Raw genomic sequence first — 22,375 nt, 5'->3', positions numbered from 1 at the left:
GAGACATGAACTCGAAGACACTTTTACTGGGGGCCGCTGCTGCGTTTATGCTAAGCCCCGTGGCCGCGATGGCCGAGCGCGGCTCGTCCGGCCATCTGAACATCATCTATTGGCAAGCGCCCTCCACGCTGAACCCGTATCTGTCGGGCGGCACCAAGGAAGTGGAAAGCGCCTCTCTGGTGTTGGAATCCTTCGCCCGCTTTGACGACACCGGCACCATGGTACCGTGGCTGGCGGCGGATATTCCGACCGTCGAAAACGGCGGCGTCAGCGAAGATCTGACGCAGATCACCTGGACCATCGCCGATGGCATCACCTGGTCCGACGGTACGCCGCTCACCGCAGCGGACGCCGTGTTCACCTGGGAATACTGCACCCATCCCGAAGGCGGTTGCGCGCAGGCCTCCTATTTCGACGGTGTGGAAAGCGTTGTGGCCGTTGACGACATGACGGTTCAGATCAACTTCAACGCACCCAAGCCCTTCCCCTACACAGCCTTCGTGGGTTCGGAATCGCCGATCATTCAGGCCGCGCAATTCGCCGAATGCCTCGGTGCCCGCGCGCCCGAATGCACCGACGCCAATTTCGGCCCGATCGGCACCGGCCCCTTCGTGGTCACCGATTTCCGGCCGAATGACGTGATCGAGTTCGAAGCGAACCAGAACTTCCGCTACCCCGATCGCCCCTATTTCGCCACCGTGACCTTCAAGGGCGGCGGCGATGCGGCGGCGGCGGCACGCTCGGTTCTGGAAACCGGCGAGTTCGACTACGCCTGGAACCTGCAGATCGACCCGACGATCCTCGCGCAGATGGAAGCGCAGGGGAACGGCACGGTCGTGACCGCCTTCGGGACCTCGGTCGAGCGTCTGCACCTGAACCAGACCAACCCCGACCCGGCGCTCGGCGATCTGCGCTCCACGGTCGAGGGCGGCCCGCATCCGTTCCTGACGGATCCGATCATCGGTCAGGCAATGTCCATGGCCATCGACCGCGCCCTGCTGGTTGAAGTCGGCTATGGTGCCGGTGGTCAGCCGACCTGCAACGTCCTGCCCGCGCCCGAGCTTTATGCCTCGACCGCCAATGATGACTGCCTTGTGCAGGACATCGCTGGTGCCAACGCGCTTCTGGACGAGGCCGGCTATGTGGATACCAATGGTGACGGCATCCGCGAAGCCAACGGCATCCCGCTGAGCGTTCTCTACCAGACCTCGACCAACGCCGTCCGTCAGGACACGCAGGCGCTGGTGAAACAGTGGTGGAGCGAGATCGGCATCGACGCGGAACTCCGCAACATCGACGCCTCGGTTTTCTTCGGCGGCGACCCGGCGAGCCCGGACACCTTCCAGAAGTTCTATGCCGACGTGGAGATGTACACCAACAACTTCGCCGGCGTGGACCCGGAAGCCTATATGGCCAACTGGCGCTGCTCGGAAATCCCGGGCCCCGACACCCAGTGGCAGGGCTCCAACATCCAGCGCTTCTGCATGGAAGAGTATGACGCTCTCGTCGACGAGATGGCCACCACTGCCGATCTTCAGGAACGTGGCCGCCTTGCCCGTGAAATGAACGACATGATCATCCAGTCCTACTCGATCATTCCGCTCATCCACCGTGGCGGTGTTTCGGCCCATGCCAACAGCCTGGAAGGCATCCGCATGTCCGACTGGGACAGCGAGCTGTGGAACATCATGGATTGGCGCCGCGCCGAATAATCCATGTGTCCTTGCCGCGTTCCCGGTCATCCGGGGGCGCGGCTCCCTTTTCCAGCATCACCCAATACCAAGAAAAACTGCTGAGCCGAGGCGCCGCCCATGCTGACCTACACAATCCGCCGATTGCTTCTGGCCATCCCGACGCTTCTGTTCATCAGTTTCATCATCTTCCTGATCGTGAAACTCTCCCCCTCGGACCCCACTGCGGGCCTGCCGCTGACCATTCCGCCAGAGGTGCGCGAGCAGATCCGTGAAAGCCTCGGCGTGAACCAGCCGGTCTTCGTGCAGTATTTCCGATGGCTGCAACTCATGGTCTGGAACGAGCCGCTCCACCTGATCGAAGGCTGGACCGGCTGGAATGTAGCCCCCGAAAGCACCACCCGTATCATCAGCTATCAGACCCGCTCGCCGGTGATGGACCTGATCATGCAGCGCATGCCGCAGACGCTGTGGGTTGTGGGCATCTCCTATATCGTCGGCATCATCATCGCCCTGCCGATCGGCATCATCTCGGCCTATCGGCAGTATTCATGGTTCGACCAGCTCGGCACCTTTATCTCGATGCTCGGCTTCTCGGTGCCGACCTTCTTCACCGGCGTTCTGTTCATCGTGATCTTCGCGGTCAATCTGGGCTGGTTCCCAAGCGTCTATGACACCACCCATGTGGTCACCGACTGGGACAGTTTCATCGTCCAGCTCAAACAGATCATCATGCCGGTCATGGTTCTTGGCCTGTTCAACGCGAGCCAGATCAGCCGCTTCATGCGGGCCTCGATGCTCGACAATCTCAACCAGGATTACGTGCGCACGGCGCGCGCGAAGGGCTTGACCGAAAAGGTCGTCGTCCTCGTTCACGTGCTGCGCAACTCGCTGATCCCGGTGGTCACCGTCATCGCACTCAACGTGCCCGCCGTCTTTGGTGGCGCGATCATTACCGAGCAGGTGTTCAAGGTGAACGGGATCGGCCAGCTTCTGATCATCGCGATCCAGTCGGGCGACGTGCCGACGGTGCAGACCGTGTCCTTCATCTTTGCCGTGTTGATCGTGCTCTTCAACCTGATCGCCGACGTGCTTTACGGCGTTCTTGACCCGAGGATCCGCTATGACTGACGGACCGAACCAGCCGCTCGCCACATCCGGCGCCACGCCTGCGGGCGCCGCACCGGTCATGGAGATGGAGGCCTATCGCCCGCCGCGCAACCAGTGGTGGGATGTCTGGGATCAGTTCAAGACCCACAAGGGCGCCCTGCTTGGCCTCGGCTTTTTTATCTTCGCGCTGCTCTTCGTCTATGTCGGCCCGCTGATCTGGACCATAGATCCCACCTTCATCGACATCCGCGCACGTAATTCCGGGCCAAGCCTCGCCCACCCGATGGGCACCGATCAGTTGGGCCGCGATACGCTCGCCCGGATGATGGCGGGCGGGCAGACCTCCATCGCCGTGGGCCTGACCGCGATGCTGCTGAGCCTTGTCCTCGGTACGCTGATCGGCGTGGTGGCGGGCTATTTCCGCCGTCTCGACGGGCCGCTGATGCGCCTGACGGACCTGTTCCTCGCCATGCCGCTTCTGCCGCTGCTGCTGGTGATCATCATGCTGTTCCGCGACCAGCTTCGGGCGGCCTTCGGCCCCGAAGGCGGGATCTTCATCCTGATCGTCTTCGTGATCGGCATCACCTCGTGGATGCAGACGGCCCGCGTGGTACGCGGCGACGTGCTGGCGCTCAAGGAACGGGAGTTCGTTCTGGCCGCAAAATCCATCGGCACCCCGTCCCACCGGATGATCCTGCGCCACGTCCTGCCCAACGTGATGTCGCCGATCATGGTCTCGGCCACGCTTGGCATCGCAAACGCCATCATCACCGAAAGCGCGCTCAGCTTTCTGGGCCTCGGCTTCCCGTCGGACTTCCCCACCTGGGGCCGGCTCCTGTTCGACGCCACCGACTGGCTTCAGCAAAACCCCGAGCGGGTGATGTGGCCCGGCCTTGCGATCTCGCTCACGGTGCTCAGCGTGAACTATATCGGCGACGGCCTGCGCGACGCGCTCGATCCGCGCATCCGCGGTCGCTGAGAGGCCCTGACCCCGGCCCTGCTTCCGGGTGGAACGGTATCCGGGCCCAACCGCGCAGGAAAAAACGGCGGAGCCATGTGCTCCGCCGTTTCCATTCGGTTCGGTCGCAGGCCCTGACCGGCCGGGGCTTTATTCCGCCGGTTGGCCAGAAGGCTGCACCACAACGCCCGCCTTCTCGCGGCGGCCATCGTTGAACATCGCCTTGATCAGCGAAATCACCATCAGCACCATCACGATGGTGAAGGGCAGCGCCCCGATGATCATCGCATCCTGCAGGCTGTCCAACGGGTTCGCGCCGCCGGAATTGCCCGCGATGATCAGCGCGCCGATCACGCCGGTCATGATCAGGCCCCAGATGATCCGATGCTTGATACCGGTCTCCTGCTCGCCGCCCGACATGATCGTGTTCATCACCAGAATGCCCGAGTCCGCCGAGGTCACCAGAAAGGTCATGATCAGCACCACGCACATGATGGTGATGCCGGTCAGAAACCCGCCGCTGATCATGTGCCCGAGGGTCACGAACAGCTTGTTGGTGTTGCTGGCCGCGATGATCGAGCCCTCGGCCACGCCGGACAGTTCCAGATCGATCGCCGTACCGCCCAGAATGGTCATCCATGCGAAACAGACCATCGCCGGCGCAATCACGCAGCCGAGGATGAAGCCGCGCACGGTCCGCCCGCGGGAGATACGCGCCAGAAACAGCCCCACGAAGGGCGAGAACGCGATCCACCACGCCCAGTAGAATGTGGTCCAGCTGGATTGCCACCCGAAGAGACGGCCCTGCGTGCCCGCCTCATAGGCCGCCACCTGTGCCGCCGCCGGAACCGCCGCCGCCGCCTCAAGGCCCGGCAGGGATGCCGTCAGCGCCGCAAGCTCGGCGGTCTGCTCTGGTGTCGGGGCGGCTTCCGCCTCCAACGCGGCGATTGCGGTCCGGGCATCTGTCACGGCACCGCCGAGCCCGCCCTGAAATCCGTCAAGCGAGCCCCAGGGATTGGTGGCACCACCGAACAGCTCCCCCGCCACGGGCGCGGCGGCGGCATCCAGATCTCCGGCAAACGCCGCCTCCGTCAGGGGGGAATACGCCTCGAAGCTCAATGCGAAGAAGCTCAGGACGTAGTCCGCCAACGCCGTCGCATAGGTCGTCATCGCGAACAGGAACGAGCCGAAGATCACAAAGGTCATCAGCAGGATGATCGACAGGACGAGGTTCAGGTTCGACAGATACTTGATCCCGCGCCCCAGGCCCGAAACCGCCGACAGGATCGACAGCAGCATGATGATGCCAAGCGCGCTCAAGAGCCCCACGGTGGACGGTTTGGGGGCCGCATCTTCGCCCGCGGGGCCCATAAGCCAGCCCATGCCGGTCACCGCATAGACGCCATCGACGAACTGGCTGACGCCGAAGCCGATTGTCACGGATACGCCAAGAATGGTGGCCACGACGCCAAGGATATCGACCAGATGGCCGATCAGGCCGTTTGCCGCCCGCCCCAGAAGCGGGGTCAACGCGGTGCGGATCGTCAGCGGCATGTCCCGGGTATAGGCGTAATAGGCCAGGCTCAGCCCGGTGACGACATAGATCGCCCAGGCATGAAACCCGTAATGCAGGAAGGTGTAGCGAAAGGCGGAGGTCAGGGCCTCTTCGCTGTTGGCCTCGACATTGCCGGCCAGGATTTCCGGGTTCGACCCCCAGAGACCCAATGGCTCGGCCGTCGCGAACACCATCAGCCCCACACCCAGACCGGCCCCGAACATCATCGAGAACCAGGAGAAGTTGGAAAACTCTGGCACCGTGTCCGGCCCACCCAGTTTGCGTTTGCCCACCGGCAGCAGTGCCAGCGCGAACAGGAAGAACGCGAAGGCGCCGACCGAGATGATGTAGAAGCTGTTCCAGCCCTGAAGAAGCGCCCAGTTCCAGGCGTCCAGACTGCCGTTTGCCGTCAGCGGAAAGATCAGTGCCCACAAGACCAGCCCCACCATGACGATCTTGGAGATCAGCGCGATGGGTAGCGAGTGGCCTTCGTAGAAGCCGTTATCCGCGGTACGGATTTCAAGCTCCGTGAATGGAGGTTTTGGTGCCATGACATCCCTGTCCTTTCTTGAAAGGGGGGACGTTTCCTGCCTCCCCCTTTCGGGGTGGGCTTTGGCCGGCACGGCCATGCCCGTTATCGGAGAAAGATAACAGGCGCCCGGCACCCCGCCGCAGCCCGTTTGCGACCGGCCAAAGGCCAGAGTCGTCGGTTGGGCGGCGAAATCGGGCCGTATCGGCCACACCTAAGGCGTCAGTGCGATTCTCCCCAGATCAACCTGCGGTGGTCGAAATCGGCCTCCACCGTCGGTTTGACGATACGGAAATAGGGCGACAGGTCGAAATCCCGGGGCGCGAAAAGCGAATGATGCCGGATATGCAGGATCTCCTTCTGCGCATAATCGGACCCGCCCGGGCGCCGTTCGGGCAGGATCGGATAGCGCAGCTTCTGGTAGGCCTGCGCGATCAGCGACGAACAGATCGCCCGCGTCGGATCGCCCGCGCCGAGAGCCAGCATGCGCCGGCGCCATCTGACCGGCACCGGCGGTGTAGGCAGGAAGTACCGCGCCAGATCGAAGATGTTCCGCATGTCGTATCGCAGCCCCAGATTGCCGATCATGAACTGCACGACCTGATCCCGCTCCGCCTCGGTCAGCCCCACCGCGCGGCAGATGCGGGTGTTGTAGCTTTCATACTTACTGAGCGGCACCGCAACGCAGCCCTCGCCCAGGTTGACCTCCACCAGGCGCGGCCGCTCGCTTCCGTCCTCGGGCATCGGCAGTGCATCGCCCACATAGAGCGCGGCATGGGACCAGGTCGATTGGGTCAGATACTTGATGGCGTTCGAAATCCGCTCGCTGCCTTCGACCAGCACGACATCGCCGGGCTTCAGCGTGCGGCAGAGTGTGGGAAAATCGGACGGCGTGTAGGGGCGATAGCCCGAACTCTGACTGCGCAGCTTGCGCGCCAGACGCCGGCCAAGCCGGTCCAGCAGGCTGTCTTTCGTCCGTGTCACCTGATCGCTCATCGCGGCTGCGCTTTCCGTTCGCTCCGCCCTGATCATAGCGGCCAAAACAGACCGCCTGTCTATGCCGCTCACCAGGACGTTAGCCTGCGCGAGCGGGCTGAAACATATGTGGCCCCGCCCCCCCATATGCGGCCCGGCCCCGGGCGCCCGGACGGGCCAGGTCTGGCAAAATGACATTCTTTGCGCATTTTGTCATGGAAACCCGGCCGAACCCGCGCTATCTTGGCTGCAAGGCACCGGACAGGAGGTACTCGCATGGCGACCACGCTGACCATCAACGGCGACACGCATACCGTGGATCTGCCCGAAGACGTCCCGCTTCTCTGGGCGCTGCGCGACGAGATCGGCCTGACCGGAACCAAATTCGGCTGCGGTGTCGCGGCCTGCGGCGCCTGCACCGTCCATATCGAGGGGGAGGCCGTCCGCTCCTGCCAGATCGCGCTGGCCGATGTCTGGGGGCCGGTCACCACGATCGAAGGGCTGGGCCAGGCCGGCAATCTCCATGCCGTGCAGGCGGCCTGGGTCGAACATCAGGTCGCCCAATGCGGCTATTGCCAGTCCGGCCAGATCATGCAGGCCGCCGATCTGCTCTCCCGCACGCCCGACCCCACGGATCAGGAGATCGACGACGCCATGGCCGGCAATCTCTGCCGCTGCGGCACCTATGACCGGATCCGCGCGGCGATCAGGACCGCCGCCGCCAATCTTCAGGGGGCCTGAACAGATGAGCCGTTTCGGAACAATCGCCCGCCGCACCTTTCTGCTGGGCACCGCCGCGATCGCGGGCGGGGTCGCCTTCGGCTACTACCAATACGCCCGGACACTGCCCAACCCGCTTCCCCAAGGCGAAGGCCAGAACCCGATCACACCCTATGTGCTGATCGATCAGGACGGGGTGACCATCATCACGCCGCGCGCCGAGATGGGTCAGGGCGTCTATACCACCCTCGCCGCTCTGGTCGCCGAAGAGCTGGATGTGACCTGGGAGGATATCCGCGTGGCGCACGGCCCGCCCGATCAGGCCTATTACAACGGCGGGCTGATGTCCCATGGCCTGCCGATCAACGATTACGAGCGCTCCGGCTTTCAGGAGATGATGATCGAGGCGATGACGGTCGTGCCGAAAATGGCCGCGCTTCAGGTCACCGGCGGTTCCACCTCGATGCTGGATGCCTATGAGAAAATGCGCCTTGCCGGGGCCTCCGCCCGGGAAACGCTGAAACAGGCCGCCGCCGATCGCCTTGGTCTCAGCCGGGCCGATCTGCGCACCGAGGCCGGGGCCGTGATCCCGCCCGACGGCACCCCGATCCCCTATGCCGATCTGGCCGAGGCCGCCGCCCGCATCGACCCGATCACCCGCGGCATCGAACTGCGTTTGCAAGACAATTGGCGATATCTCGGGCAAAGCATGCCGCGCACCGATGTGGTGGCCAAATCCACCGGCACCGCGACCTTCGGCGCCGACATCCGGCTGCCTGGCATGAAACACGCCACCTTGCGCATGTCTCCCCGGCTTGGCGGCGAGATGCGGCACTTCGATGCAAGCGCCGCCGAAGCGATGCCCGGTGTCGAACGCATCATCGATCTGGGCACAGGGATCGCGGTCGTGGCCAGCAACACCTGGCTTGCGATGCAGGCCGCCGACGCGGTGGAGATCGAATGGGCCCCCGCGCCCTATCCGGAAAGCAGCTCCGAGATGATGGAGATCATCCGCGCCGCGCTGGACAACAGCCCCAATTCGACCCTCCGCAACGATGGCGACGCGGACGAGGCCCCCGACGCCGCCGATATCGTGCTGGAGGCGGAATACACCGTGCCATGGCTCGCCCATTCCACGATGGAGCCGATGAATGCCGTCGCCCTTTACACAGGCGACGCGCTGGAGCTTTGGTGCGGGACGCAGGCGCCGGTTCTGGCGGAACAGAAAGCCGCCGAGGCCGTGGGGCTCGACGCCGCGCAGGCCACCTGCCACGTCACATTCCTGGGTGGCGGGTTCGGACGGCGGGGAGAGACCGATTTCGCCGTTCTTGCCGCACACATCGCCGCCGAGATGCCCGGCACGCCGGTGAAAACCATCTGGTCGCGTGACGAGGACATGCGCCATGATTTCTACCGGCCCGCCGCCGCGGCCCGTATGCGCGGGGTGATCCGGCAAGGGTTCGCCCACACGCTGGACGGGCGCGTCGCGGCCCCGTCGGTGACCCGGCAATCGCTGAACCGCGTCGCGGGTTTCACGCCTCCCGGCCCCGACAAGGGCCATGTGGAGGGGATGTTCAACCAGCCCTACGGCATCCCGAATTACCGCGTGCAGGGCCATCTGGCCGATCTGGCCGTGCCCATCGGCTTCTGGCGATCCGTCGGCAATTCGTTCAACGGCTTCTTCATGGAAAGCTTCATCGACGAGATGGCCCACGCCGCAGGCCGCGACCCGCTGGCCTTCCGTCTCGATCTTGCCCGCGGCGAACACGCCCCGACGGCCGGCGTGCTGGAAGCGGTGGCCGATATGGCCAACTGGTCGGGCGAGACCCCGGTGGGGATCGGGCGCGGCGTGGCGATGACCTACTCCTTCCACACGCCCGTTGCCATCGCGATGGAGGTCAGCGACCGGAACGGCACCATTTCCATGGATCGCGCCTGGATCGCCTGCGATGTGGGCACGGCACTGGACCCGGCCATTATCGAACAGCAGATGGTCTCGGGCCTCATCTACGGCCTGTCGGCGGCGGTGATGGGCGAGATCAGTTTTGCCGGCGGGGAGGTCGAGCAGTTCAACTTCCCAGATTACGACGCGCTGCGGATACATCAGGTCCCCGAGACAGAGGTTCGTATCCTCGAAACCCAACCCCATCTGGGCGGTGTGGGGGAGCCATCCACCCCGCCGTCCATGCCCGCGCTGGCCAATGCCATCTATGATCTGACGGGTGAACGGGTCCGCGACCTGCCGCTCAACCGGCGGTTCGATTTCATCCTCTGACCCCAGAGCCGCTTTGCCCGTCGCGAGGCGGCTATCGCGCTGAAGACGCATGACTTTCGCGCTGCTCCCTCGCGGCGCGCCAAGGCAGGCGGTGCTGTCTCAAATGCACCGCATCACCGCTCGAAATTTGCCACAAACCGCCGTCAGCTTGCTTGGAAAACACGTCCGATCAAGCCGAAGGCGCACAAGATGATCCCGAATGATCCAACCCTGTTTCGCTTTCGCGGCCTTTTCGGCATTCCGGTTCAGGTTCATCTCAGCACACTGTTTCTGGCCGCCATCCTGATCCATTACAACAGCACCGCGTGGGATGTGGTGGCTGAACTGATCGCCTTCATGCTGCTGATGCTGGCCCTTTACCTGCACGGGCTGGGGCAGGCCGTGGTGGCGCGGCTGCACGGCATTCAGGTGCGCCAGGTCGCAGTTTCGGCGGGCCTCAGCCTTTGCGACACGGACGCCGCCGACCCCGGTCACCGGATGACGATTCTGGCGATGGGGCCGTTGACCAACCTGACCTTCTGGGCGCTGGCGTCACTCGCGCTGCCGCTGCTGCGGGGGGAGGCTCTGATCTGGACGGTGGAGGTGTTTGCGACGCTCAATCTCTGCCTCGCCATCCTCAGCCTCGTTCCGATGCGTCCGCTGCCCGGCGGCGCGCTGATGCATCTGGCGCTGAGCCGCGTGATGCCACAGGTCGCGGCAGACAGGATCGCAGGCGCGATCGGGCTGGTCTGCGGCGCCATCTGGCTGCCCGCGATGCTGCTCGGCTATGTCTTTCTGGGCCTCACATTGCTGATCGTTCCGGGGTTTTCCGGGCATTGGCGGATGCTGCATCTGCGCCGCGCGCTTGGCTTGCGCGAGGGGTGAGAATCCGGCCAACAGGGTACAAGAAAGGCCCCTGTCCGAGATTTCCACACCCTAATCCTCGTCGAACAGGCTTCCCTGCCCGGCTTTCGGCGCGGCTCCGGCGCTTCGTTTCGAAGCCGGTTTCCGCGCCCCGCCGCCACCAGGCAGCACATCGAGCCGCCCATCGGCAAACTCAATTTCCAGATACGCGGCCCTCGCCGCGGCGGATCGGCTGGTCACAAGGTTTTTCCCCTCGCGCACAACGGCATATCCCCGGCGCAGCGTTTCGGTATAGCCAAGGGTCTGGTGCAGCCGTTCCAGCGCCTCCAACCGGTCCCGCCGGGGGCGGACCGAACTTGCCGCGACACGCGCAAACCGTTGCTCCATCTCGCTGAATCGATCTCTGGCCATCTGCACCCGCTCCGCCAGACGCGCGGGCTGCAAGCGGCGCAGAAGCCCGGAAAACTCCGAGCGCCGGGTTCGCAGCCCCGCCGCCAGCCGTCCGGGGGCCAGCCCCGCGCCCACGCGGCCGGCCTGCATCCGCTTGACATTCAGCGCTTTTTCCAGCGCGGGCGCCAATCGCCCGCCCAGTCGATCCGCCGCAAGCCGCCGTGTCTGTGTTGCGTTTCGCAGCGCCGGTCCCAGTTGCACCACCGCCCGGTCCAGCCGTTGCCGGGGCGTCTCCAACAGGGCCTCGACCCTTGGCAGACCGCGGCCCAGATCGCCGAGCCGTTGTTTGCGCGCGGCAATCGCCTGCGTCACACCACGTGACAAGCGGCCCCCCTGCCCCTCCACCCAGCTCAGCAGTTCCAGCCGGACCGGAACCGCCATCTCCGCCGCCGCGGTGGGTGTGGGCGCGCGCTTGTCGGCGGCAAAATCGATCAGCGTGGTGTCGGTCTCGTGCCCGACGGCCGAGATCAGGGGTATCGCGCTTTCGGCCGCCGCGCGCACAACCGATTCTTCGTTGAACCCCCACAGATCCTCAAGGCTGCCCCCGCCACGGGCGACGATGATCAGGTCCGGGCGTGGCACCGCCCCCCCGGGTGTCAGCCCATTGAACCCCTTGATCGCATTGGAAACTTCAGGGGCGCATTTCTCCCCCTGCACGGCGACGGGCCAGATCAGGACCCTGCGGGGGAACCGGTCGCGCAGCCGGTGCAGAATGTCCCGGATCACCGCCCCCGAGGGCGAGGTGACGACGCCGATCACCTCCGGCAGATAGGGCAGCGGTTGTTTCCGCGCCGCGTCGAACAGCCCCTCCGCGGCCAGCGCCGCGCGACGTTTCTCCAGCATCGCCATCAGCGCGCCGACGCCGGCCGGCCGGATATCTTCGATCACCAGCTGGTATTTCGACTGTCCGGGAAAGGTGGTGATCCGCCCGGTCGCGATGACCTCCATCCCCTCTTCGGGCTGATGCGCCAGCCGGGCCGACACGCCTTTCCAGATCACACCGGCCAGAACGCTGCGATCATCCTTCAGATCCAGATAGATATGCCCCGACCGGGGGCGTGACAGCCGCCCCACCTCGCCGCGCACGCGAACATGGGAAAACGCGCCCTCGACGGTGCGTTTGACCGCGCCCGAAATCTCCGAAACGGTGAATTCCGGTGCATTGCCCGTGGTGTCGTCATCATCGATCAGGTCGTTCATCTGCCCGCCTTGCCCTTGGGGTTGCGCAAGCTTAGAACGCCTGTGATCCAAGGCCAAGGAGGCAGGCGCATGAACATTCTGATCCTCGGCGGCGGCGGGCGCGAACACGCCCTGGCCTGGGCGGTTCTGCAGAACCCGAAATGCGACAAGCTGATCGTGGCCCCGGGCAATGCGGGGATCGCCCTGATCGCGCAGTGTGCCGATCTGGATATAGAAAACCCGGCCGCCGTGACCGATTTCGCCTGTGACGAGGCGATTGATTTCGTGATCGTTGGGCCCGAGGGGCCGCTGGCCGCGGGCGTGGCCGATGCACTGGCCGATGCCGGCATTCTAACCTTCGGACCCTCGCAGGCGGCGGCCCGGCTGGAGGCCTCCAAGACCTTCACCAAGGAGGTCTGCGATGTCGCCGGCGCCCCCACCGCCGCCTGGGCGCGCTTCGATACCGCGGCTGCCGCCAAGGCCCATATCGAGACGCAGGGCGCCCCCATCGTCGTCAAGGCCGACGGGCTGGCCGCGGGCAAGGGCGTGATCGTCGCGATGGACAAGGCAACCGCGCTGGCGGCGGTCGACGACATGTTCGGCGGGGCCTTCGGCGGCGCCGGCGCGGAGGTGGTGATCGAGGAGTTCATGGACGGGGAGGAAGCCTCGTTCTTCGTGCTCTCCGACGGGAAGACCGCGCTGCCCATCGGCACGGCGCAGGACCACAAGCGCGCCTTCGACGGCGACGCGGGCCCGAACACCGGCGGGATGGGGGCCTATTCCCCCGCGCCGGTGCTGAGCGAGGAGGTCGCGGCACGGGCCATGGCCCAAATCATCCAGCCCACCATCGACGAGATGGCCAGACGCGGCACACCCTATCGCGGCGTGCTCTATGCCGGGCTGATGATCAAGGATGGTGCGCCCCGGCTGGTGGAATACAACGTGCGCTTCGGCGATCCGGAATGTCAGGTGCTGATGATGCGCCTTGGCGCGCAGGCGCTGGACCTGATGCTGGCCTGCGCCGAGGATCGGCTGGCCGAGATGCGGGTGAACTGGGCCGACGACCATGCGATGACGGTGGTCATGGCGGCCAGGGGTTATCCCGGACGTTACGAAAAAGGGAGCGTGATCAAGGGGCTGGATGACCTGCCCGAAGACAGCTTCCAGATGGTGTTTCACGCCGGCACGACCCGGGCGGAGGGCAGCTTTCAGGCGGCGGGCGGACGTGTGCTGAACGTGACAGCCCGGGGGGCCACGCTGCAGGAGGCGCGCGACAAGGCCTATGGGATGGTTGACCGGATAGACTGGCCGGAAGGGTTCGCGCGCTCCGATATCGGCTGGCGCGCGCTAGGATAGCCAGGTCTTGTAATCCGACACCAGCAGATGGGTCGGGGCGGTATCCTCTTCGATCTCGGCGAAACGTCCGATCGGCTCCCGAAACCAGTTGTCGGTTTCGTCGTCATTCACGGTGGAGACCTCGCCGATCAACACATCGCCCCCTTCGCCCCAGAACGCGTGCCAGTCGCCGGGCATCAGCGTCACGCTCTGGCCGGGCTCGAACAGAAGGATCTCTCCGGGCCTGAACGGTCTTTCGATACCGTCACAGAGTACGGTGCCGCCCGCGTTTTCATCGAAGGAGCCGTCCGCGGCGGAGCCGTAAAGCTCGATTGCCATGGTCGCGCCGCCGCGGTTGATGATGTCTTCGGCCTTCAGATAATGGCGGTGCATCGGGCTGATCTGGTCTTTCCTGGAAATCAGCAGCTTTTCCGCATAGCACATGCCCCCGCCCGCCTGCAGGTCGGCAAGCCGGCCATTGCGCAGCGTGAACAGAAACAGCCCCAACTCGTCAAACCGGCCCTGCCCGTAATCGGTGATGTCCCAGCCCATGCGCCCCGACACGATACCGCCGATGCGGGTGCGGTTGGCCTGCATCTCCTCGGGCGTCCAATAGGCGAAGGGCGGCAGGACAAATCCGAACGACCGGATGAACGCATCCGCCTCGGCCATGATCTCGTTGATCTCGGAACGCTTCATCTTGCCTCTCTCCTCCGGTGCCGGTGGCGGTTTCAGAATTCGACGCCCTTTTGCGCCACCACCCCGTCCTTGAACGGGTGTTTGACAAGCGTCATCTCCGTCACGAGATCGGCGGCCTCGATCAGTTCGGGCTTGGCGTTGCGACCGGTCAGGACCACATGGGTCATCTGCGGTTTCCGGGTCAACAGAAAGTCGACCACCTCGTCAATGTCCAGATAGTCGTAGCGCAGCGCGATGTTGATCTCGTCAAGCAGGACGAACCGGATTTCCGGATCGAGGATCAGTTCCCTGGCCCGCGCCCACCCGGCCTGCGCCGCGGCCACGTCGCGATCCCGGTCCTGGGTCTCCCAGGTAAATCCTTCGCCCGACACGACAAAGGTGCATTCCTCGGCAAAGCGGGTGCGCAACAGCTCCTTTTCCCCGGTGATCCAGGTGCCCTTGATGAACTGGACCACCGCGCAGGGAATACCGTGCCCGATGCAGCGCATGATCATGCCGAAGCCGGAGGAGGACTTGCCCTTGCCCGCGCCGGTATGAACGATGATCAGACCTTTCTTCTCGGTCTTGGTCGCCATCAGCTTGTCGCGCGCGGCCTTGATCTTGCGCATCTTTTCGTTGTGGCGGGCGGTGAGGTCGTCCATCGGGCGTCTCCTGCATGTCAGAGCGCCTAGATTGCCCAGCCAGACCCGGTTGGCAAGGACGGCATGTCCATGGCTGGGGCGGGGCCCGTGCCGCAAGATGGCGCGGGCCCGGTTTCGCTCAGGAGGCGTTGTCGAGGACGCCGCGTGCGATCTGATCGGCCTCAATGCTTTCGAACAGGGCCTTGAAGTTGCCCTCGCCGAAACCGTCATCGCCTTTGCGCTCGATGAACTCGAAGAAGATCGGCCCGATCACGGTTTTCGAGAAGATCTGCAACAAGATCCGCGTCTCGCCCCCGTCAACCACGCCTTCGCCGTCGATCAGGATGCCGTGTTTCATCATCCGGTCCAGCGGCTCCTCATGGCCGACGACCCGCTCCTTGCTCAACTCGTAATAGGCCGGCGGCGGCGCGGGCATGAACCTGATCCCGTTTTCGGCGATCCGGTCGGTCGCGCTGTAGATATCGCGCGCGCCGACGGCGATGTGCTGGATGCCTTCGCCGTTGTAGCGCTTGAGGTACTCGACGATCTGTCCCTTCTCCCCCCGGTCCTCGTTGATCGGGATGCGGATGCGGCCACAGGGCGAGGTCAGCGCCCGGCTGAGGAGCCCGGTGAACTTGCCTTCGATATCGAAGAAACGGATCTCCCGGAAATTGAAGATGCGGCCATAGAAATCGAACCAGACATCCATGTTGCCCTTGTGGACGTTATGGGTGAGATGATCGAGATAGTAGAAGCCCACGCCCTCGGGGTGCGCATCATGGACCCAGTCGAACTCCGTGTTGTAGGGGCTGGTGTCGTAATACTGGTCCACCAGATAAATCAGGCTGCCGCCGATCCCGATGATCGCGGGTACATCCATGGTCTTGTCGGGGCCGGTGTATTCCTCGGCGCCCTTGGACAGAGCGTGTTTCAGCGCATGATCCGCATCCACCACCCGCCACGCCATGGAGGGGGCGCAGGGCCCGTGCGTGTCGACGAAGCGGCTGGCGAAACTGTCAGGCTCGGCATTCAGAACATAGGTGATATCTCCCTGCTGCCACAGCTCGACCGCCTTGGTCTTGTGCGTCGCGGTTTGGATATAGCCCATCTTGGCGAAGAGGGTGCGCAACACGTCCGGATCGGGATGGGCAAACTCGACGAATTCGAACCCATCGGTGCCGGCGGGGTTCTCCGCAGTGATGGTTGCACGGGGGGCGTCATGGGGGAACGGACCCATCTGGTTTCCTCCTCGGTTGGTGAGACTCTGTTCGCTGCACTGATAATAGACCGGGAAAGCTGCGAAAGCTGCGCGTTTTCCTAGACATACACGTGTATTTTTGCGAGATTTGCGCATGTAATATCTCAAAGATGCGGAAAATACGCATGCTGGACCAGACCGACCAGCGGTTGCTGAAGGCGCTTCAGCAAAACGCCACCCTGACCGCGCAGGAACTGGGCGAGGTTCTGAACCTGTCGGCCAGCCAGGCCGGGCGGCGGCGCCAGCGGCTGGAGGCGGCCGGGTTCATCACAGGGGCCCGCGCCATCATCGATGCAGGCCGCGTCGGGCTGGGCGTGCAGGCCTTCGTTCAGGTCCAGATGGCGGCCCACAGCCGGGACAATGACGACAGTTTCGCCCGGCTCGTCCGCGCACAGGATGCGATCACCGCCGCCTTCACCCTGACCGGAGAGGCCGATTACCTGCTGCGGATCTGGTGTGCGGATCTGCAAGCCTTGCACCAGATCATCCACGGGATACTCTTGCCGCACCCCTCTGTCGCTCGCGTGCAATCCCAGATCGTCATGGACCAGATGAAACCCGACGCCCCGCTGCCTCTGTAGAGGCCGCTATCCAAAGGACGCCCGCTCATGGACGATTTCCTGCTACAGGCCACCATCTATCTCGGCGCGATGGTCGTCGCGGTGCCGCTTTCGGTGCGGTTCGGGATGGGGTCGGTGCTCGGGTATCTTCTGGCCGGTATCATCATCGGTCCGGTTCTGGGGCTTGTCGGTGCCGAAACGGAAGACCTGCAGCATTTCGCGGAGTTCGGCGTGGTTCTGATGCTGTTCCTGATCGGGCTGGAGCTGGACCCCCGCGGCTTGTGGGAAATGCGCAAGAAGCTGATCGGCCTCGGCGGCGCACAGGTCGTGCTGAGCACCACGGCCCTTGCGGCCGGGGCGTCGCTTCTTGGCTTCGGCTGGCAGACATCGCTGGCGATCGGAATGATCCTCGCCCTGTCCTCGACTGCGATCGTGCTGCAAACACTCAACGAAAAGGGGCTGATGCAGACGGGCGGCGGGCGCTCGGCATTCTCGGTCCTGCTGACGCAGGATATCGCGGTGATCCCGATGCTGGCGCTTTTGCCGCTTCTGGCGGTTCAGAGTCTCGTCAGCTTCGACGAGGACGGCTCGATCCAGCGCGCGGGGGAGGACGAGGCGCTCCACACCATGTCGCTGGTCGAAGGTCTGCCGGCCTGGGGCGTGACGCTCGTCACGCTTGGCGCGGTCGCCGCCGTCATTCTGGCCGGATACTACCTTTCGCAGCCCCTGTTTCGCTTTATCCACATGGCCCGCCTGCGGGAGATGTATACTGCGGTGGCCCTCGTCATCGTGGTGGGCATCGCATTCCTGATGATCCTCGTCGGCCTGTCGCCCGCGCTCGGCGCCTTCGTTGCCGGCGTCGTTCTGGCCAACTCGGAATTCCGGCACGAGCTTGAGGCCGATATCGAACCCTTCAAGGGCCTGCTTCTAGGGCTTTTCTTCATCACCGTCGGTGCCGGCATCAATTTCAGCGTGCTTTGGGCCAATCTCTTCGCGGTGGTCGGCCTGACGCTGGCGATCATGGTGATCAAGGGCCTGCTTCTCTACGGCATCGGGCTGGCCTTCAAGCTCAGGGGGCGCAACCTCTGGCTGTTCACACTTGGCCTTGCGCAGGCGGGCGAGTTCGGCTTCGTGCTGATCTCCTTCTCGCTTCAGCAATCGGTTCTGCCCGTCCAGATTGGCGAGATGCTGCTGCTCGTTGTCGCGCTTTCGATGCTGCTGACACCGCTTTTCTTCATCCTCTACGAAGTTCTGAGCCACCGTATGGGCGATGGCGGCGACGACGCACCCGAGCCGGACAAGATCGACGCGCAGGCCCCGATCATCATCGCGGGCATCGGCCGGTTCGGGCAGGTCGTGAACCGGATGGTGCAGGCCTCGGGGTTCAAGACCGTGGTGCTGGACAATGATCTGGCGATGATCCGGCTGATGCGCCAGTTCGGGTTTCGCGGCTTCTTCGGCGATCCGACGCGCCCGGAACTGCTCCATGCCGCGGGTCTGGACGAGGCCAAGGTGCTCGTCGTGGCGGTGGATGACAAACAGGCCGCCGTCCGTCTGGTTGCCTATGCCCGCCGCCTGCGGCCCGACATCGCGATCACCGCGCGGGCCCATGACCGGCTCCATGTCTACGAGCTTTACAACGCAGGCGCCGACCATATCGTGCGCGAGATGTTCGACAGTTCGCTGCGCGCCGGGCGCTACGTGCTGGAGGATATGGGCCTGACCGATTACGAAGCCCACGAGCTCGAAACCGCCTTTTACCGCCACGACCGGCAGAACCTGCGCGCGCTGGCCGATGTCTGGCGTCCTGGCGTGCCGGTGGCGCAGAACGCCGCCTATATGGAGCGGGCGCGCGAGTTGAACAACAATCTGGAGGCTGCCCTGGTCAGCCAGTTGGACGAGGGCGGAACGGGCGAGCCACCCCAGACCGGCGCGCGCCACACCCGCAGCGATGCCGGCGCGCTGAAAGGCGTCATCGCGCGCAGCACCGGCTCCACCCCGGCCTCCGGCGGGAGCTAGGGCTGGCCGGCGGCCACGCCCGCCTCGGCAAAGGTGGCCATGCCCGAATGGCAGGCAAGCGCGCCTTTCAGGATCTGGATCGCCAGCGCGGCCCCGGTCCCCTCGCCCAGGCGCATGTCAAGCGACAGGATCGGCGTCTTGCCAAGGGCGGCCAGCATCGGGGCATGGGCATGCTCGGCCGAGACATGGCCCGCCACCGCATGATCGAGCGCGCCCGGCACCGCCCGGTCCAGGGTCGCCGCGGCGGCCGTGCAGATGAAACCGTCCAGAATGGCGGGAATGCGCAGAACGCGCGCATGCGCGATGGCCCCCGCCATCGCCGCCAGTTCACGCCCGCCCAGACAGCGAAGCGCCTCCAGCGGGTCGCAAGCGGCCGTCGGATTTGCCGCAAGCCCCTCGGCCACGACCGTGGTTTTCAGGGCCAGCCCCGCATCGTCCACGCCGGTGCCCCGCCCCGTCCAGTCCCCTGCCGTGCCGCCGAAAAGCGCATGCGCGATGGCCGCGGCCGATGTGGTGTTGCCGATCCCCATCTCGCCGGTGATCAGCAGGTCCGCACCGGGATCGACCGCTTCCCAGCCGATCGCGATGGCCTCCATCAGCTCGGCCTCGCTCATCGCGGGGCCTTGGGTGAAATCGGCGGTGGGCCGGTCGAGATCGATGGCATGCACGCGGAGATCGGCGCCCGCGGCCGTGCAAAGCTGGTTGATCGCGGCCCCGCCGGCCTCGAAATTGGCCACCATCTGGACGGTCACCTCGGCCGGAAAGGCGCTGACACCGCGCGCCACCACCCCGTGATTGCCCGCAAAGACCAGCGCTTGCGGCTTTGCGATCCGCGGGCGCGGATCGGCGCGCCAGCCCGCGTACCAGATTGCCAGCTCCTCCAGCCGGCCAAGGGCGCCGGGGGGTTTGGTCAACTGACCATTGCGCGCCCGGGCGGCGGCGATTGCATCCGCATCGGGCCCGGGGGCGCGGTCCAGCATCTCGCGCAGGGCGGCCTGGGTCTTGGGGGTGTCGGTCATCTGGCGCGTCTTTCATTGCGGAGGGCTTGTGTTTCGTGTTTATCGCAGCCTCGGCCAAGCGCCACGCGACAGAAAGGCCCACCGGATGCCCGATGGTGAAATGACCGATCAACGCCTTGTTCACCCCGCCGATCTCCGCATTGCCATGGGGCTGCTGACGCGGCTGCCATTGCCGGCGGGCACAAACCAGCCGGCCCGCGGTGCGCAGGCGGCATGGGCCTGGCCGCTGGCGGGGCTCGTTCTCGGCGGGTTCGGCGCGCTCGTTCTCTGGCTCGGCGGATGGCTCGGCCTGCCGCCCGGCCTCTCCGCAGCACTTGCGCTTGCGATCATGATCCTCGCCAGCGGCGCGCTTCACGAAGACGGGCTGGCCGATACGGCTGACGGGTTCTGGGGTGGCTGGACGGTGGAGCGCCGGCTGGAAATCATGCGCGACAGCCGGATCGGCACATATGGCGTGCTGGCCCTGGGTCTTGGCCTTCTGTCGCGCTGGTCGCTGATCGGCGTGGCGGCGGTGGCGGGGCCGGTCGCGCTCATAGCGGCGGCGGCGATCAGCCGGGCCCCGATGGTGGCGTTGATGGCCATGCTGCGCCCGGCGCGCAACGACGGGCTGTCGCGAAGCGTCGGCCGCCCCTCGGCCCGGACCGCCGCTCTGGCCGCAGTCCTCGCCGGGGTCATCGCCATTGCCCTTGCCGGTTGGGCCGGGGCGATGGCCTTTGTTATGGCATATGCGGTGACCGCCGGGCTGGGCCTGTTGGCACGGGCCAAGATCGGCGGTCAGACGGGCGACGTTCTGGGGGCCAGCCAGCAACTGGCCGAGATCGCCGCCCTGACGGTCATCGTGACCGCCCTGATCTAGGGCGCCGTTTTACGGGCAGGCAGCGTAGTAGACGCTCCGGCCGTCGCCGGTGGCATAGGCGCAGCGGTTCTGCTGCGTGCTGCGCGCGATCATCGTGCCCGCGGCGGCACCGGCCACACCGGCCACGATGGTCATTTCAGGGTTGGCATCCAGCGCGTCGGCCAGCAGAACCCCGCCCGCAGCGCCGCCCAGAAGGCCCAGATTGGCGCGGTCCTGATTGCTCAGCTGGCAGCCCGCAAGCGCGAAGGTGCTGGCCAGAATGGCGCTTATAAACAGTTTCGACATGACATGTCCTCTCCAATTTCGAGGGTTCGGGTCCCAGTATATCAATGGGTCGAACCACCCCTCAAGCAGGTTCAATCATCTCCCACCCGCGAAAGCGAGGCGAGTGGCATATTGCACCCGCGCGATGATCGGCGTTTTCCTGCCACGCCGCAAGCAGAAAGAAGCCCGCCGCAATGTCCTGCGGCGGGCCAAACCGTTGATTTTCAATATTTATCAGGCAGCGGCGCGGGCGGCCAGGACATCGTCCACGCGCTTCTGCGCGCCTGTCTCGTCCATGCCGTTCACGGCCGCCAGTTCACGGGTCAGCCGCTCAAGCGCCGCCTCGTAAAGCTGACGCTCGGAATAGCTCTGTTCGCGCTGGTCATCGGCGCGGTGCAGGTCGCGCACCACCTCCGCGATGGCGATCAGATCGCCGGAATTGATCTTCTGCTCGTATTCCTGCGCGCGGCGGGACCACATGGCGCGCTTGACCCGGGCCTTGCCTTTCAGCGTGTCCAGCGCCTTGGTGACCACGTCGGGGCTGGAAAGCGACCGCATGCCGACCTCGGTCGCCTTGGCGGTCGGAACGCGCAGGGTCATCTTGTCCTTCTCGAAGGAGATCACGAACAGCTCCAGTACAAGCCCTGCGATTTCCTGTTCTTCGATGGACACAATTTGTCCCACCCCGTGGGCCGGATAGACCACATACTCGTTCGGGCTGAAATCCTGCGACTTGCGTGCTTTACTCATATAATTCTTCCTTTCGGACCCTTGCGGTCAGGCGACAAAAACACCCGCGGAAAGTCTGCCTTCCCACAGCCGGAGCTCTTATGTCCTGATTTGTCGTCGCAGGCTGGCACACCTGCAAAACGTGTCATCACCATATTTGTAACAGATATATAGCACAAAATACGGCCGGTTCAAAATCCGTGACAATCACAGAGGTGAAATACCCTGTTTTCACGGGGTTTTGCTGCGCTGCAACACGGTTCGGACAGGCTCCACCCTGCTCCGCCGCAGCGAATCAGTCAACCACCCTCGCCGGGGGCTTCCGAAAACAGCTCCATCTTGTTGGGCTTGCCGTCCATTTCCTCGGCTGTCGGAAGCTGATCCTTCTTGGTGATGATCACCGGCCAGGCCTCGGACCATTTGCGGTTGAACTCCACCCATGTCTCCATATCGGGTTCGGTATCCGGGCGGATCGCATCGGCGGGACATTCCGGTTCGCAGACGCCGCAATCGATGCACTCGTCAGGGTGAATCACCAGCATATTCTCGCCCTCGTAGAAGCAATCCACGGGGCAAACCTCCACGCAATCGGTGTATTTGCAGGCGATGCAATTGTCGGTGACGACATAGGTCATGGGCAAACTCGACTGTCTCGATCAGATATTAGCTACGCAAGCCGTAGCGAAGTTGCAAGACGGCTCTGGCGCGGTCGTGGCGTTATGTGTCAATTC

General features: G+C 64.6%; 20 protein-coding genes. 10 read left to right on the top strand and 10 right to left on the bottom strand.

Annotated elements, in window-relative coordinates; all coding sequences use genetic code 11:
* Window positions 1–5 precede the first annotated feature (5 nt).
* From ACQ651_RS01935 to ACQ651_RS01925, 3 genes are all read left to right on the top strand, one after another.
* Window positions 6–1,712 carry a peptide ABC transporter substrate-binding protein gene (locus ACQ651_RS01935; RefSeq protein WP_227284099.1) on the top strand — a complete coding sequence of 569 codons (1,707 nt, stop codon included), beginning with the start codon at window positions 6–8 and terminating at the stop codon, window positions 1,710–1,712.
* 99 nt (window positions 1,713–1,811) lie between these two features.
* The gene (locus ACQ651_RS01930) at window positions 1,812–2,822 is read left to right on the top strand and encodes an ABC transporter permease (RefSeq protein ID WP_121898391.1); all 1,011 of its coding nucleotides are present in this window, start codon (window positions 1,812–1,814) and stop codon (window positions 2,820–2,822) included.
* Complete coding sequence (locus tag ACQ651_RS01925) at window positions 2,815–3,780, top strand: ABC transporter permease (RefSeq protein WP_121898390.1); 966 nt, start codon at window positions 2,815–2,817, stop codon at window positions 3,778–3,780. The genes ACQ651_RS01930 and ACQ651_RS01925 overlap by 8 nt, the downstream gene beginning before the upstream one ends.
* Window positions 3,781–3,909: 129 nt before the next feature.
* Here the strand turns inward: ACQ651_RS01925 and ACQ651_RS01920 are convergent, their stop codons facing one another.
* Both ACQ651_RS01920 and ACQ651_RS01915 read right to left on the bottom strand, forming a co-directional pair.
* The gene (locus ACQ651_RS01920; protein WP_430448050.1) at window positions 3,910–5,865 is read right to left on the bottom strand and encodes a BCCT family transporter; all 1,956 of its coding nucleotides are present in this window, start codon (window positions 5,863–5,865) and stop codon (window positions 3,910–3,912) included.
* Window positions 5,866–6,065: 200 nt separating this feature from the next.
* Window positions 6,066–6,839 carry a YiiX/YebB-like N1pC/P60 family cysteine hydrolase gene (locus ACQ651_RS01915; RefSeq protein WP_430448049.1) on the bottom strand — a complete coding sequence of 258 codons (774 nt, stop codon included), beginning with the start codon at window positions 6,837–6,839 and terminating at the stop codon, window positions 6,066–6,068.
* Window positions 6,840–7,094: 255 nt separating this feature from the next.
* Between ACQ651_RS01915 and ACQ651_RS01910 the strand changes: the two genes are divergently transcribed.
* From ACQ651_RS01910 to ACQ651_RS01900, 3 genes are all read left to right on the top strand, one after another.
* Entirely contained in the window at window positions 7,095–7,559 is a 465-nt protein-coding gene (locus ACQ651_RS01910) for a (2Fe-2S)-binding protein (RefSeq protein ID WP_227284103.1), read from the top strand.
* A 4-nt stretch (window positions 7,560–7,563) separates the two neighbouring features.
* The gene (locus tag ACQ651_RS01905; RefSeq protein WP_430448047.1) at window positions 7,564–9,813 is read left to right on the top strand and encodes a molybdopterin cofactor-binding domain-containing protein; all 2,250 of its coding nucleotides are present in this window, start codon (window positions 7,564–7,566) and stop codon (window positions 9,811–9,813) included.
* Between the two features lie 189 nt (window positions 9,814–10,002).
* Window positions 10,003–10,677 (top strand): hypothetical protein, encoded by a 675-nt coding sequence (locus tag ACQ651_RS01900; protein ID WP_430448046.1) that lies wholly within the window; start codon window positions 10,003–10,005, stop codon window positions 10,675–10,677.
* Between the two features lie 51 nt (window positions 10,678–10,728).
* Here ACQ651_RS01900 and xseA read toward each other — a convergent pair whose 3' ends face one another.
* The gene (gene xseA, locus ACQ651_RS01895) at window positions 10,729–12,306 is read right to left on the bottom strand and encodes an exodeoxyribonuclease VII large subunit (RefSeq protein ID WP_430448044.1); all 1,578 of its coding nucleotides are present in this window, start codon (window positions 12,304–12,306) and stop codon (window positions 10,729–10,731) included.
* Window positions 12,307–12,375: 69 nt separating this feature from the next.
* Between xseA and purD the strand changes: the two genes are divergently transcribed.
* On the top strand, window positions 12,376–13,641 hold the full coding sequence (purD, locus tag ACQ651_RS01890; protein ID WP_430448043.1) for a phosphoribosylamine--glycine ligase: 1,266 nt from the start codon (window positions 12,376–12,378) through the stop codon (window positions 13,639–13,641).
* Here purD and ACQ651_RS01885 read toward each other — a convergent pair.
* The 3 genes from ACQ651_RS01885 to hppD all read right to left on the bottom strand — a co-directional run bounded on the left by ACQ651_RS01885 (window position 13,633) and on the right by hppD (window position 16,176).
* Window positions 13,633–14,319 carry a D-lyxose/D-mannose family sugar isomerase gene (locus ACQ651_RS01885; protein ID WP_227284108.1) on the bottom strand — a complete coding sequence of 229 codons (687 nt, stop codon included), beginning with the start codon at window positions 14,317–14,319 and terminating at the stop codon, window positions 13,633–13,635. The genes purD and ACQ651_RS01885 overlap by 9 nt on opposite strands.
* Before the next feature lie 32 nt (window positions 14,320–14,351).
* The gene (gene cobO, locus ACQ651_RS01880) at window positions 14,352–14,960 is read right to left on the bottom strand and encodes a cob(I)yrinic acid a,c-diamide adenosyltransferase (protein ID WP_227284109.1); all 609 of its coding nucleotides are present in this window, start codon (window positions 14,958–14,960) and stop codon (window positions 14,352–14,354) included.
* Between the two features lie 118 nt (window positions 14,961–15,078).
* Window positions 15,079–16,176 (bottom strand): 4-hydroxyphenylpyruvate dioxygenase, encoded by a 1,098-nt coding sequence (gene hppD, locus ACQ651_RS01875; RefSeq protein ID WP_227284110.1) that lies wholly within the window; start codon window positions 16,174–16,176, stop codon window positions 15,079–15,081.
* 146 nt (window positions 16,177–16,322) lie between these two features.
* Here hppD and ACQ651_RS01870 point away from each other — a divergent pair, with 146 nt between their 5' ends.
* Window positions 16,323–16,778 carry an Lrp/AsnC family transcriptional regulator gene (locus ACQ651_RS01870; protein ID WP_430448041.1) on the top strand — a complete coding sequence of 152 codons (456 nt, stop codon included), beginning with the start codon at window positions 16,323–16,325 and terminating at the stop codon, window positions 16,776–16,778.
* A 27-nt stretch (window positions 16,779–16,805) separates the two neighbouring features.
* On the top strand, window positions 16,806–18,776 hold the full coding sequence (locus ACQ651_RS01865; RefSeq protein ID WP_430448039.1) for a monovalent cation:proton antiporter-2 (CPA2) family protein: 1,971 nt from the start codon (window positions 16,806–16,808) through the stop codon (window positions 18,774–18,776).
* On the opposite strand, the gene cobT is transcribed toward ACQ651_RS01865, so the two are convergent.
* Entirely contained in the window at window positions 18,773–19,795 is a 1,023-nt protein-coding gene (cobT, locus tag ACQ651_RS01860; protein WP_430448038.1) for a nicotinate-nucleotide--dimethylbenzimidazole phosphoribosyltransferase, read from the bottom strand. The two genes, ACQ651_RS01865 and cobT, sit on opposite strands and share 4 nt — an antisense overlap.
* Before the next feature lie 100 nt (window positions 19,796–19,895).
* On the opposite strand from cobT, the gene cobS reads away from it, so the two are divergent.
* Complete coding sequence (gene cobS / locus ACQ651_RS01855) at window positions 19,896–20,651, top strand: adenosylcobinamide-GDP ribazoletransferase (RefSeq protein WP_430450298.1); 756 nt, start codon at window positions 19,896–19,898, stop codon at window positions 20,649–20,651.
* A 9-nt stretch (window positions 20,652–20,660) separates the two neighbouring features.
* Here the strand turns inward: cobS and ACQ651_RS01850 are convergent, their stop codons facing one another.
* The 3 genes from ACQ651_RS01850 to fdxA all read right to left on the bottom strand — a co-directional run bounded on the left by ACQ651_RS01850 (window position 20,661) and on the right by fdxA (window position 22,279).
* Window positions 20,661–20,936, bottom strand: coding sequence for a glucose-6-phosphate isomerase (locus ACQ651_RS01850; protein WP_227284115.1), 276 nt, complete (start codon window positions 20,934–20,936; stop codon window positions 20,661–20,663).
* Between the two features lie 213 nt (window positions 20,937–21,149).
* Window positions 21,150–21,665: a CarD family transcriptional regulator gene (locus ACQ651_RS01845; RefSeq protein ID WP_121898377.1), complete on the bottom strand. Its 516-nt coding sequence runs from the start codon at window positions 21,663–21,665 to the stop codon at window positions 21,150–21,152.
* 278 nt (window positions 21,666–21,943) lie between these two features.
* Window positions 21,944–22,279, bottom strand: coding sequence for a ferredoxin FdxA (gene fdxA / locus ACQ651_RS01840; protein WP_121898376.1), 336 nt, complete (start codon window positions 22,277–22,279; stop codon window positions 21,944–21,946).
* Between the last annotated feature and the right edge of the window lie 96 nt (window positions 22,280–22,375).

The sequence above is a fragment of the Rhodophyticola sp. genome, from assembly GCF_965284195.1.
Taxonomy (GTDB): domain Bacteria; phylum Pseudomonadota; class Alphaproteobacteria; order Rhodobacterales; family Rhodobacteraceae; genus Rhodophyticola.
This window is presented reverse-complemented; position numbering and strand designations above follow the sequence as displayed.